Annotated in this window: 14 protein-coding genes; 7 read left to right on the top strand and 7 right to left on the bottom strand. The window is 45.2% G+C overall.

Annotated features, from left to right (window positions below; genetic code table 11):
* The first annotated feature begins 31 nt into the window (after positions 1–31).
* From L6421_RS08600 to mvaD, 3 genes are all read left to right on the top strand, one after another.
* Positions 32–1,078, top strand: coding sequence for a mevalonate kinase family protein (locus L6421_RS08600; protein ID WP_237261394.1), 1,047 nt, complete (start codon positions 32–34; stop codon positions 1,076–1,078).
* Positions 1,063–2,049, top strand: a complete 987-nt coding sequence (locus L6421_RS08605; protein ID WP_237261396.1) for a mevalonate kinase family protein — start codon at positions 1,063–1,065, stop codon at positions 2,047–2,049. Before L6421_RS08600 ends, L6421_RS08605 begins: the two co-directional genes overlap by 16 nt.
* A 69-nt stretch (positions 2,050–2,118) precedes the next feature.
* The gene (gene mvaD, locus L6421_RS08610; protein ID WP_237261397.1) at positions 2,119–3,147 is read left to right on the top strand and encodes a diphosphomevalonate decarboxylase; all 1,029 of its coding nucleotides are present in this window, start codon (positions 2,119–2,121) and stop codon (positions 3,145–3,147) included.
* 33 nt (positions 3,148–3,180) lie between these two features.
* Here the strand turns inward: mvaD and L6421_RS08615 are convergent, their stop codons facing one another.
* From L6421_RS08615 to efp, 4 genes are all read right to left on the bottom strand, one after another.
* A complete protein-coding gene (locus tag L6421_RS08615) occupies positions 3,181–3,630 on the bottom strand; it encodes a ClpXP protease specificity-enhancing factor (RefSeq protein ID WP_237261399.1) in 450 nt (149 codons plus the stop codon).
* A 3-nt stretch (positions 3,631–3,633) separates the two neighbouring features.
* Positions 3,634–4,272, bottom strand: coding sequence for a glutathione S-transferase N-terminal domain-containing protein (locus L6421_RS08620; protein ID WP_237261401.1), 639 nt, complete (start codon positions 4,270–4,272; stop codon positions 3,634–3,636).
* Between the two features lie 252 nt (positions 4,273–4,524).
* Positions 4,525–5,499, bottom strand: a complete 975-nt coding sequence (epmA, locus tag L6421_RS08625; RefSeq protein WP_237261403.1) for an EF-P lysine aminoacylase EpmA — start codon at positions 5,497–5,499, stop codon at positions 4,525–4,527.
* A gap of 82 nt (positions 5,500–5,581) precedes the next feature.
* Positions 5,582–6,148, bottom strand: a complete 567-nt coding sequence (gene efp / locus L6421_RS08630; protein ID WP_237261404.1) for an elongation factor P — start codon at positions 6,146–6,148, stop codon at positions 5,582–5,584.
* 91 nt (positions 6,149–6,239) lie between these two features.
* Between efp and epmB the strand changes: the two genes are divergently transcribed.
* Entirely contained in the window at positions 6,240–7,187 is a 948-nt protein-coding gene (epmB, locus tag L6421_RS08635) for an EF-P beta-lysylation protein EpmB (protein WP_237261405.1), read from the top strand.
* A gap of 81 nt (positions 7,188–7,268) precedes the next feature.
* On the opposite strand, the gene L6421_RS08640 is transcribed toward epmB, so the two are convergent.
* From L6421_RS08640 to L6421_RS08650, 3 genes are read right to left on the bottom strand one after another with little or no spacing between them, the layout of a single operon-like run.
* Positions 7,269–8,801, bottom strand: coding sequence for an ArnT family glycosyltransferase (locus L6421_RS08640; RefSeq protein WP_237261406.1), 1,533 nt, complete (start codon positions 8,799–8,801; stop codon positions 7,269–7,271).
* A 2-nt stretch (positions 8,802–8,803) separates the two neighbouring features.
* A complete protein-coding gene (locus tag L6421_RS08645) occupies positions 8,804–9,229 on the bottom strand; it encodes a divergent PAP2 family protein (RefSeq protein WP_237261407.1) in 426 nt (141 codons plus the stop codon).
* On the bottom strand, positions 9,230–10,117 hold the full coding sequence (locus L6421_RS08650) for a decaprenyl-phosphate phosphoribosyltransferase (protein ID WP_237261408.1): 888 nt from the start codon (positions 10,115–10,117) through the stop codon (positions 9,230–9,232).
* Here L6421_RS08650 and L6421_RS08655 point away from each other — a divergent pair.
* Genes L6421_RS08655 through L6421_RS08665 form a run of 3 tightly spaced genes read left to right on the top strand, consistent with a single transcriptional unit; the run spans position 10,116 to position 12,768 of the window.
* The gene (locus L6421_RS08655; protein ID WP_237261409.1) at positions 10,116–10,628 is read left to right on the top strand and encodes a GtrA family protein; all 513 of its coding nucleotides are present in this window, start codon (positions 10,116–10,118) and stop codon (positions 10,626–10,628) included. The genes L6421_RS08650 and L6421_RS08655 overlap by 2 nt on opposite strands.
* A gap of 9 nt (positions 10,629–10,637) precedes the next feature.
* The gene (locus L6421_RS08660) at positions 10,638–11,984 is read left to right on the top strand and encodes an FAD-binding oxidoreductase (protein WP_237261410.1); all 1,347 of its coding nucleotides are present in this window, start codon (positions 10,638–10,640) and stop codon (positions 11,982–11,984) included.
* Between the two features lie 43 nt (positions 11,985–12,027).
* Positions 12,028–12,768, top strand: a complete 741-nt coding sequence (locus L6421_RS08665; RefSeq protein ID WP_237261411.1) for an SDR family oxidoreductase — start codon at positions 12,028–12,030, stop codon at positions 12,766–12,768.
* The last annotated feature ends 16 nt before the right edge of the window (positions 12,769–12,784 follow it).

Here is a 12,784-nt window from a genome sequence, read left to right on the forward strand (position 1 = left end):
CCGCAAACCATTTAACGCTTAGGAATGACCAGTGCAAACAACGCAATCAAAGCAATTTTCTTGTTCGATTCCTGCAAAACTCATTCTTTCTGGTGAGCACTCGGTGCTTTATGACTGCCCCGCATTGAGCATGGCAGTCAAACTATACACCCATTGCGAAAGTCACTTTACGCCAAGTTCAACCAATAGCATCACCATTGAACTCAGCGATTTCCAACAAAAGCACTGTTTTCCAAAACCCGTTTGGCAAAACTTGGCAACCGATATCGAAGCCCGATATCAGCTGTACCTCAACCAGAATACCGCTATCCAAAGTGTCCTATCCAAACCTGTCGACCTGGTTCTTGTCACCCTGCATCATTTTGATGTGTTTCACACGATAAAGAGCGGCAACTGGTACTTTAAAATACACTCTGAGGTTCCAATCGGCCGCGGTTTGGGAAGTTCTGCGGGTGTGATAGTGGGATTGTTGAGTAGCCTGGTAAAACACCATGACTTGGATGTGGACAAAGAAACCCTGTTAGCACTTGCCCGCAAGATAGAATCGCGCCAGCACGGCCAGTCTAGCGGCATTGACCCGGCAACCATCCTTTATGGTGGCTTGCTCGAATTTCACGCCAGATACACCACCAAACAGCATAAGGCACACGAATTCAAAGCCTGGTTAATCGACACCGGTTCACCTAACAGCACGACTGGGCAAGCCGTTTACCAAGTTAAATCACAGCATGGCGACAATAGCGCCTTATGGAAGCAATTCGGCAAAACCACTCAAAAAATCATCCAGGCCTGGTCTAAACAAAACGCCGCACAACTTTATACTGGTATTCGCGAAAACCAAGCTTTACTAGAACAGATCGGTATTGTGCCAAGCAAAGTGGCGACCTTTATTCAGAAGTTGGATGAAGATTATCAAGCGGTAGCGAAAGTCTGCGGTTCGGGTAGCGTTAAAGGTGATAACGCAGGTGTGTTATTATGCTTCTCAGAACAAGAACCCAAGGCTCTCTGCGACGAGTATGGCTATACATGCACCGCCATTAGCGTGGCCAACAAGGGAGCCACATGTCAGCCAGTTTAACCCTCCAACAAACCTGGCAAAGCCAAGCACCTGCCAACATGATGATTTTAGGTGAACACAGTGTGGTTTATGGCCACCCTGCTCTAGCCTGCGCGCTCAATCAATATGTAACCATCGATTGGCAAGCACGCAGCGACACGGCGATTAACTTCTACTCCGCCCTTGGTGAACACCACACTCAACTGGAACACATCAGCCACCACCCTAAACTCAACTTTGCGGTGGCGGCACTGCAAGCGTTTCAAAAAAAACTGCAGTTTGGCTTGGATGTTACCATCCACAGCGATTTCTCATCGACTATCGGTTTGGGTAGCTCGGCTGCAGTATTAGCTGCGATGCTTTCAGGCTTGAATGAAATTTGCAAAACCGATTACGATTTGACCAAACTCTTTGAGATTGGCCATAAAATCATTATTGATATTCAAGGCCGTGGCTCAGGAACCGACTTGGCGGCCAGCTTAGCTGGTGGTTTGATTTTCTTTCAGCCAAAAACCGAGATACAGCCTTTTCCTATCATTCAAAAAATGGAGATCGTTTTACCGTTGATTCTTATCTATGCCGGTTATAAAACGCCTACCGCCAAGGTTTTAGAGTTGGTCGCGGAAAACTGGCAAGACAAACCTCATGAGCTTGAGATGTTATATCGTTCAATGGCTAAAGTCACCAAACAAGGTTTTCATGCATTGGAAAATCAAGAGTTAGACGCTTTCTATCAGGCCTGTGCCGACTATCAAGCATTGATGGCCAATTTAGGTGTGAATGATAAAACCTTACAGAAAATCATCGATACACTCTATCAGTGCGGCTCGGTTAAAACAGCAAAGATTTCAGGCTCTGGGCTGGGAGATTGTATTTTAGGGATTGGGGATTTAGAAGACTGTGAAGCCGACACTCAAAAAACCTTAAATCTTTTTCAATCCATTGCCATTGAAATCACGCTACAGGGTGCTAAAACCGCAATCATCACTTAACCATCGCTTTCATTTAAAATAACGTATAAGAAGCAAAAATATTCCCTCTTTTGATTTACAGGAAATTCCATGCCCCAAACCATTCAGCAAAAATTTGTTCACCAAGTTATCGGTCACTCTGCAACGAACAACCGTCTTGCCAGCAAGAACAAAATCGGTAGCGGTTCCGCTCCGGTAAATATCGCATTAAGTAAGTACTGGGGCAAACGGGATGCGACATTGAATTTACCAACCAATGGCAGTCTTTCCATCAGCTTACCAGGCCTAGGAACTAAAACCCAAATTGAACGTTTAGAGTCTCAAAACCAGCAAACGGACTTGGTCTCTTTAAACGGCCAACGGCTTGACCAAGACAATGCTTTTGCCAAAAGGGTGAGTCAATTTTTAAACTATTTTAGAGAAACTCCCCAGACTTTTTTTAAAGTCGACACCGAGAACAGCGTCCCGACCGCTGCGGGTCTAGCATCCTCAGCATCAGGCTATGCCGCTCTGGTTTTGGCACTTAATGACCTATTTGCTTGGAACTTGGACAATAAATCACTCTCTCTATTGGCGCGTTTAGGTAGCGGTAGCGCAAGCCGTTCACTGTTCAATGGTTTTGCACTGTGGCACCAAGGCCAACAAGCCGATGGTTTGGATAGCTATGCCGAGGCAATTGATACAACTTGGCCGGAGTTTTGTGTCGGCTTATTGGAAATAGACGTTAAACAAAAGCCGGTCAGCTCTACTCAAGGCATGCAAAACACCGTCGAAACCTGCGCTTTATACCAGGCCTGGCCACAGCAAGCCAACCAAGATATGCAGACGATTCTACAGGCGATTAAAGACCATGATTTTGCAACCTTAGGGAAAACGGCGGAACATAATGCCCTGACCATGCATGCCACCATGATTGCAACCTGGCCACCCATTGTTTACTGGCAACCTGAATCGGTTGAAGCGATGCATAAGATTTGGCGATTACGCGAACAAGGTGTCGCCGTTTATTTCACCATGGATGCCGGGCCTAACTTGAAACTGCTGTTCTTAGAAACAGAAAAGCCTGCAATTTTGCAGGCTTTCAAACAGATAAAGATACTCGAACCTTTCAAAAGTTAGCCCGTCACAAAACGGACTTCCTCTGAACCGACTTTATTTCACAATGGATAACGTCGGTTTTTTCTTGGAACTTTGAGCCTTTTTATTTGGCTTTTTGTCGGAATCTTCCGAGTCGACCGTTTGCAAATTTGGCTTATCCTCAGCAAGGGCGTCGGAGTTTTCTGGATAAGGTTCCGCCGGAAACGGCATCCCCTGGCCATTCTCTCTAGCAAACACCGCCAACACCGCCTCCGGTGGGAAAAAGATACTGCGTTCCACTCCCTGAAAACGGGCTTTGAAAGAGAAAAGGTCATTATCAAAACTCAAGCCAAATACCGCAGAGGGATGTGCATTCAACACAATCACACCCTCTTGCACATACTCGTGCGGCACATTGGTTCCGGGATAATTCGCGTCAATCTGAAAATGCGGAGTCCACTGGTTATCCACAATCCAATCATAGATAGCGCGAATCAAATAGGGGCGGTTCGAAATCATTTCCATAGATTAGATGACATCTCGCATATCGATTTCATCGTCAGACAGGCTTTCTGCAAACATCTCACGACTTAACACCTTCTCGGCATAGTCGATAATCGGTTTAGCGCCTTTTGGAAGCTCAATTCCCAATGAAGGAAGGCGCCATAGTAAGACCGCCATACTGATATCGACCAAAGAGTAATCATCACTCATAAAGAAAGGCTTATGATCAAATACAGGAATCAGCTGAATCAAGCGCTCTTGCAGGTTACGACGAGCCACTTTAACCGCCGCTTCATCTTCACTGTTAGCGATAGTATCGACCAACGGATACCATTCCGTTTCAATCTGGCGAAGCATTTGACGCGAACGTGCTTTAGAAATCGGGTCTACAGACATCAATGGAGGATGAGGGAAACGTTCATCCAAGTACTCAATAATCACCTGTGGATCATATAGAACAAGATCTCTATCGACCAGAGTCGGTAAGGTTGCATAAGGATTTAACTCTAATAAATCTTCTGGCAAATTATCAACATCCACCTCGATGATATCCATTGGGATATCTTTCTCTTTTGCGACTAAACGCACACGATGACAGCTTGGGCTTTTAGAATCCGAGAATAAAACCATTACGGAACGTTTAGTGACTGGAATGTCGGACATGGAGCTCTCCTAAAAAGTAAATGAAGCTTAATCAAACCGCGCTATGAAATTTCATGCAAAATGAGTAATTAAGTTTGAGTTTAAAGATTTATTATACACCCTCTGTCAAGCCCCCTAAGCAGGGTGAATAAAGCCAACCCTCATGTAGGCAGGTTGCCCGTTAAGCGGCCAGTCAAAAGGGAGTTGAAACGGTAATAATAACCGACTTACCAGGCCTGGTAGGATTGGATTATGGGCATTTAAATGTCTTGCTCATGCATCCCTTAAACCATAACTGATGCCCTGTTCTATGTTCTGCAGATTCTGTTGCAGAGCAAACAGACGATCCATCCCTAAAGCCACCCCGCTGCAATCAGGCAAGCCTTGGGTTTCCAGCAACTCCAACAGGTTTTCATCCAAAGGAACCAGCGGCAAATTAGCTTGCTTACGGATTAACAACGAGTCATTGAAACGTTGCCGGTAAAGCTTAGCGTCGGTTAACTCCTGATAACCGTTAGCCAACTCCATACCATTCATAAACACTTCAAAACGTTCAGCTACCAGAGGGTTATCTTCGCTGATTTGCGCCAAGGCCGCGTCTTTCGCTGGAAAATGATAAATTACCGCAATTCCATCCTGACCCAATCGTGGCTCAATCACCTCGGTCAACACCAGTTGTTCCCACAGAGCCGTATCCTCATCATCCACCCCCACAATTTCAGGCACACCATTGGCGGTCAAGCAGGCCTGGTAGGTTTGTGAACTTGCCTCAAACACATTTTCAATCAAGGCGTACTTAGCAAACATCTGTTGATATGAAAGCATTTCAAGATTTAAAGGTGTTTTGATGACATCTTGAATCAACTCAACCACTTCGTCGATTAAATCCCGCATAGTAAAATCCAATCGATACCACTCGAGCATGGTAAATTCGACTTGATGGCGTGGACTGTAATCCGCATCACGAAACACTTTACCCAAATAAAAAATATCACCACTGCCTTCACACAACAGCCGCTTCATTGGGTATTCCGGCGAGGTATGCAAATAGTAGCTTTGCGGCTCTTTGATTCCTGGAACTTGAATTTGTGTTTTTAAGGAATGCAGATGCACATCGGGTGTGGCCGCCTGAGACAATATCGGGGTATCGACCTCGATAACCGAACGCGCATAAAAAAACGCCCTAACCTGTTGTAACAAGCTAGAGCGTTTTTGTAAGATGTCACGTCGATTTAATATAGTTTGCATAACCATTATCAATCTTTTATAAGGCTAATTATCGGGTTAATTAGCGGACTAACGTGACTGACTCAATCTGACTGTTTGAGTCTTACTTAGCACGTGAAACGTATTCACCTTTTTCAGTGTTTACAATCACCTTTTCACCAATCTGCACGAACAATGGGACTTGCACCACCGCACCGGTAGATAAGGTCGCAGGCTTGCCGCCTGTTCCGGCCGTATCGCCTTTCAGACCTGGATCGGTTTCCACGATTTCCAAGGTAATCTGCTTTGGAGGCGTCACCGAGATAGGCTGACCATTAAACAAAGTCACCAAACAAGAATCTTGTTCTACCAACCACTGTTTGACATCCGCTACCGCAGATTCAGCCGCTTGATATTGTTCAAATGAACTTTCATCCATGAAGTGCCAAAACTCACCGTCGTTATACAAATACTGTAAATCAGTATCCACAACGTCTGCCGCATCGACTTTCTCACCTGATTTAAAGGTTTTTTCCAATACCTTACCAGTAATCAAATTACGGTATTTTACACGGTTAAACGCTTGTCCTTTACCAGGAGAAACTTGAGTGTTTTCAACAATTGAACATGGTTGACCGTCCATTAAGAACTTTAAACCACCTTTAAATTCGGTTGTGCTGTAAGTTGCCATATCTTTACCTGAGTACATCACTTAAAATAATCGGCGTATTCTAACTCAAAAACCAGCAAACTAAAAATAATCTAAACTTGTAAATCAAAATATGTCTAAATCTGTTACCGAACTTTGTAAAATCTTAAACTTATCCAAAGATGAAATTGATGGCGTTGAAGACAGCGCTTTTCCCCTCAAAGTTCCTGCCGATTTTTTACAGCAAATTCAGCCAGGAAACGGTAACGACCCGCTTCTTAAACAAGTTTTACCCCTTAAGGATGAACTGAAACAAGGCACAGGGTTCAGCCAAGACCCGGTTGGCGATTTATTGAAGAACCCGACACCTTCATTGATTCATAAGTACCAAGGGCGGGTGTTATTGATTGCCAGCCCAAAGTGTGACATACATTGTCGTTACTGTTTTAGACGTCACTTCCCTTATCAAGAACACAGTAATCAACGCCACTGGCAAAAGGCGATAGAAACCATTGCCGCGGACAGTTCCATCCATGAAGTGATTTTAAGTGGCGGCGACCCGATGAGTTTAGCGGAAAACGCCTTGCTGGCGCTGATTGAACAAATTGAAAAAATCCCGCACATTACCACCTTACGCATTCACTCTCGAACCCCTATTGTGGCACCCTCTAAAGCCCCGAAAACCAGACTGTTAACTTGGGCGAAACAGAGCCGCTTGAATAAGGTATTGGTTGTGCACTGTAACCACAAAAATGAACTCAGCGATAAAACCGCCGAGTTGTTAACGCAATACCGTAACAGCGGTTTCCACCTGCTGAATCAAAGTGTGTTACTTAAAGGGGTTAACGATAGTGCCGCTACCTTGCAAGAACTTAGCCATGCCTTATTTGAGCAAGGGGTTTTGCCCTATTATCTGCATCAATTAGACAAGGTTCAAGGCGCCAGCCATTTTGAGGTAAGTGATAGTGGCGCCCTGCAAATCATGCAGCAACTGCGCGCCCAACTCCCAGGTTATTTAGTGCCCAAGTTGGTCAGGGAAGTGGCCGGAGAAGCCAACAAGACCCCAATCATAGACCTTTAATTTATAGAGCTGTAATTGACAGAGCTTCAATATGAAGCCGTTTTCTTAATCGAACATGCACTCTTACCAGGCCTGGTAGGTTTATTCAAAACCGTATTTTCGTTTGAAACCACAGCCGTTTTCTATAACTGGAAACCAGTCTGGGGCGGTGTAAAACTTATCATTCACCTTAGTTAAAATCTGCTGACGATACAACGCATAATTGAAACCGCTACCCTCAATCAGATAATAGGTGGTTTGCTCATCGATTTTCAACGGTTTGACGTGCATGGACTGAAAATACGGACTGATTTTAGCCGCCTCTTTTTCATGGGTGATCAAAATCGTTAAGCTTTGCCCATCCAGTGCCTTGAAATCGGTGAGCTTGTCATCTTCACGGCCGTACTTGGAAACACTGGCAAACACATGCACATTATCGTTACCGCAATGGTACGCCAAAGCCGACTGACTGCTGTAACCCAAGGTAAAGAACGCTGTGTTTTCAGGCAGGTATTCACAGACCTTTTCAGACTGGGTATAGACCGCTACATGATGTTGCTGGGTTGGCGAAATCAACTGATTGACAAACCCCAATGCCACCAGCAGAATCACCGCCACCCCGTTTGAAAAAACGGCATTAAACACAAACAGTTTTTTAAGCTGTCCTTGAGATAAACCTGAATATAAAACATACAATAGGGTAACGGAAATCAATGGCCAATGTAGCCCCACTGTATTGGTGAAGCTCACCAACAACAGAACGACCAGCAATGGAATAGCGGCAAACAGCACCAGCGTTTTAGGGTTTGAAAATGCGCTTACAGCCGGTAAATCATGCTGTTTTGATTGCACCAAATACCATAAGCCCAAAGGCGACAACAGCAGTAAAATCATGCCGACATAGGCGGCGACATTATGCAAAGCGAACTGGCTCTCCTCAGTGCGAGAGAAAAAATTGAACAGGATATTGTTCCAACAATGGGTGGCATTGAAATAGAGGTTTTCCGCCACCGCCAAGGCAACCATCAACACCATCAGCATAAGCTGTTTGAGATTGATGTTTCGCCAAAACCACAAAGCATAGGCCAATAGACCAATCAACATGAAAGCCGCAAAATACTTGGATAAAAACGCCAACCCTAAAAACAAGCCGGCCAACAAGGTGTCCAGCCAACTTTGCATGTGAATCGCCTTGGCAAAAAAGTACACCCCCAAAACCGCAAACAGCACTAACACCGTGTCATTGGCGGTAACCACAAACATCAAAGAGATCGGCGAAACCAAAAAGGCTAAAGCCACCCAGATAGCGGTTGTCTTTTCAACCAAGTCATTCAGCGTGATGAGTTTATAGAGTAAATAGGCGATCAATAACGCTGAGAAAAAGGCAAAAGAGCGATACCAAAACAAATCATCGCCCACTAGACTCAAGAAGTATAAAACCCAACCGACCGCTGGAGGGTGGTCGTAATACCCCAACGAAAGGTTTTGCCCCCAGGTGATGAAATACGCCTCATCGCCGGTCAACGGCAACAGGACAATCAGCGCTATTTTCAATAAGATAAATGCCACAAGCAGAGCTTTTTGCGGCAAACTCAAAGTGAGCCAGAATGCGGTTAAATTTGAAACCTTAGACATATTCAAGCTTGTACTCCACCCAGAATAACAAACAAGCCATAAGCCACCACAGCCCCTACCGCGATGCCGGCTAGAATCTCTATTTTGCTGTGCCCCATCCGCTCTCTAAGCGGCTTGCTACCATCCACTTCTTTGAGCTGATTGATGGCAACCGCATGTTTACCGACTTGCTGGCGTAAACTGTTGGCATCCAATAGCACGATAAACGCCAAGGTCACTGCCACCCCAAACGCCGGATGGCTAATGCCCTCTTTAAGGGCAATTAAAAACACCATACTGCTGACAATGGCGCTGTGATTACTCGGCAAGCCGCCATAACCTATCAAGCCAAAAGCCAATTGTTTGGCTTTGATTGAATTGACGATAAACTTGGTAATCCCAGCCACCAACCAGGCCATAAAAGGGGTAATCAGATAGATGTATTCCATTTATACAGCTCCTGCCGGCCACAACGCCCAAAGGCTGACGCCAATCCAACCGACAACGGTCAATAACAATTGTTTATCTGCAAACAGTGCATCAGTTGGTGATTCACCCTCGCCCAAGGCTTCGGTCACATACCAATAGCGAAACAGACCGAACAAGACAAAAGGAATGGTCAACACCATCTCAGGACGGGCGTTCATCACAAACAGGCTGTAAAATAGTAAAGCCCCAGTAGCCGACATTTCGGCGTAACGGTCAACCAAAGATACGGTGTATTTTTCTAAAACCGCACGCCCTTGCTGGGTGGTTTGCAACAGCTCTTGACGGCGCTTGATTGCCGCCAGATACAACGCCAAACATAAGGTGGTGACAAACATCCACGAAGACAATGGCACAGAAATCGCCACCGCACCGGCATAGACACGCAACACAAAACCAATGGCGATGGTGAAGATATCCAGAACCGGTTGATGTTTCAGATAAAAACTGTAAGCCACATTCAACAGCAAATAACCGGCAATTACCGCCATAACTAATGGTTGAAAATACACACCTAGCAATAAAGTCGCATAAAGCCCCACTAACCACTGTTTAGCCTGAGCAGGTGTCACTTGACCTGAAGCCAGCGGGCGTTTTATAGATTTGATGGGGTGTTTTTTGTCTTGTTCAATGTCTTTTAAATCATTGACCACATAGGTAGCGGATGACGCCAGGCTGAATAAAACAAACGCAATCACGGTCTGTGTAACCGAAGCCAAGTCTAAAAACAGACCGGTAAACATCAAAGGTGCGAAGACAAAACCATTTTTAACCCACTGTTTGGGGCGCATGAGTTTGATAAGACCGAGCAATACGGATTTATTACCGACTGCAGAAGTGTTAGAATTCATGAATTACTTTACCATCCTAAAATTAAGCCAATACGATGGCATACGCAAACAAGAGTTTGATGACTCAAATGCACTACCCATTAGACTAAATAACAGACTAAAACAGCAGAAACACCCACCAATGAAGATTGCAATAATGTACACGATTTTTGCGGTAATCTCTACCATCGCAAACATCTGGAGCCAAGATATCAGCTTTAGGATTTACCAAGGCAGTTATGCCCTTTGGCTGGCGATTTTTGTCGGTACCGCGGTGGGATTAGTGGTGAAATACGGCTTGGATAAACGCTATATTTTCAAATACCAAACCACCTCGATTGCACATGGTTCAAAAACATTCTACCTGTATACCTTGATGGGTTTGTTTACCACCGTGATATTTTGGGGCTTTGAATATACCTTCGATGCCGTCTATCAAACCGCGGAGATGCGTTATCTGGGCGGTGTCATCGGGCTGGCAATCGGTTACTTCGTCAAGTACCAACTCGACAAACGATTTGTTTTTAAATAGGAACTGGCTTTGAAACTATCCGGCTGGGGGCGCTACCCCATTATCCAAACCGAAAACGCCTATCCAAACCAACCAGGCCTGGTCAGTTCGCTGGTGAGTGTTGCAACAGACCAGCCCAAAACCACAACGCAAATTGCCCGAGGTTTGGGGCGAAGTTATGGCGACAGCAGTTTGGCAGAAAAAAGCATCAACCTATCTAAACTGGACCACTTTATCGAGTTTGATGAACAAAGCGGCCAACTCACCTGCTCGGCGGGCGTCAGCTTTGCGGAAATCTTGCGGTTTTTTGTGCCTAAAGGCTGGTTTTTACCCGTCACCCCAGGTACACAGTTTGTGACGGTAGGCGGTGCCATTGCCAGTGATGTGCATGGAAAAAACCACCATATTGACGGTGCCTTTTGCGAACACGTCAATGCGCTAGAGTTGTGCTTAGCCAGCGGTGAAGTGGTTGAATGCTCTAAAATCCATCACCCACATCTTTTTAGAGCGACCTGCGGCGGCATGGGATTGACCGGCATTATTTTGCAGGCCACCTTTACGCTCAAACGCATTGAAACCGCATTTATTCAAGAAACCACCTATAAAACCGCCAACTTAGCCGAAACACTCGCAAAATTTGAAGAGCATGACGCTGCCACTTATTCGGTTGCCTGGATTGATTGTCTGGCCACCGGCGCCAATTTAGGGCGTTCTTTGCTGATGCTGGGGGAACATGCCTCTGAAGAAGAGGTGAAGTCCCATCCAAGTGCGACAGAAACATTACAGGCCGGCAAAACCAGCAAACTCAATATGCCTTTTGATTTACCGGCTTTCACCCTTAATAGCTTTAGCGTGAAAGCCTTTAATGCCCTCTATTATGGCAAGGCTCGCCAAGCACAGAGCCAACGCCTTGTGCATTACGCCCCCTTCTTTTACCCATTGGACAGCATCCAGAACTGGAATCGTATGTATGGCAAAAACGGTTTTGCGCAATATCAGTTCGTCATTCCAAAATCAGCAGGCCTGGTAGGATTAACCGAGATATTAACCGAAATCGCCAACTCCAAACGAGGCTCTTTTTTGGCGGTTTTGAAAGTATTTGGCCAAGGCAACGACAACTACTTGAGCTTTCCTGAAGAGGGGTATACCTTGGCGTTGGATTTTAAAATGGACAGCACATTATTCGAGTTCTTGAACAAACTGGACGCCATTGTTTTGCATTATGGCGGCAAACTCTATTTGACCAAAGACGCCCGCATGAGTGAGCAGATGTTCAAACAGAGCTATCCTCAGTGGCAAGAGTTTCAGAAGATTCGCCATCAATATGGTGCACACCAGGCTTTTAATTCACTACAATCTACCCGCTTGGGTTTGTAACAGGCCTACATTTACAATAATTTACGTTAACAGAGAACCTTTCATGCAAAAAAACATCCTGATTATTGGTGCGACTTCAGCCATTGCCAAAGCCACTTTAAGAATGTACGCCGAACAGAATCACAATCTGTTTTTAGTGGCACGCAATGAAGCCCTGTTACACACCATTGCCGAAGACGCTAAAATTCGTGGCGCTCATCAAGTGGAATACCAAGCGTGTGATTTGGCCGATTTACATAGCCACCCCTCTCTTCTAGAAACCATCACCGCAACTTACCCAAAACTGGATATTGTATTGATTGCCCACGGCACTTTACCTAATCAACAAGCTTGCCAGGCGAGTGTTGAAACCACTTTACAAGAAATCAATATCAATGCCCTGAGCACAATCTCTTTACTGACGTTATTGGCCAATCAGTTTGAAAAACAGCAAGACGGAACCATTGCAGTCATAACCAGTGTGGCGGGTGACCGTGGTCGCCAATCCAACTATGTATATGGTGCGGCCAAAGGGATGGTCTCGACTTTTTTACAAGGCTTACGCAATCGTCTAAATGACAGTAACGTGCAAGTATTGGATATCAAACCCGGCTTTGTCGATACCCCCATGACCGCAGACTTTAAAAAAGGCGCTTTATGGGCGCAACCCGAGCAGATTGCCAAAAGTATTCTAAAAGCAATCGATAACCAGCGTAACACCCTTTACACCCCTTGGTTTTGGTGGGGAATCATGCTGATTATCCGTACCATCCCAGAGTGCATATTTAAAAAGTTAAAACTCTAAATCCACTTATATCCCA

It is taken from the genome of Thiomicrorhabdus immobilis (assembly GCF_021654855.1).
In the GTDB taxonomy this organism is placed as follows: domain Bacteria; phylum Pseudomonadota; class Gammaproteobacteria; order Thiomicrospirales; family Thiomicrospiraceae; genus Thiomicrorhabdus; species Thiomicrorhabdus immobilis.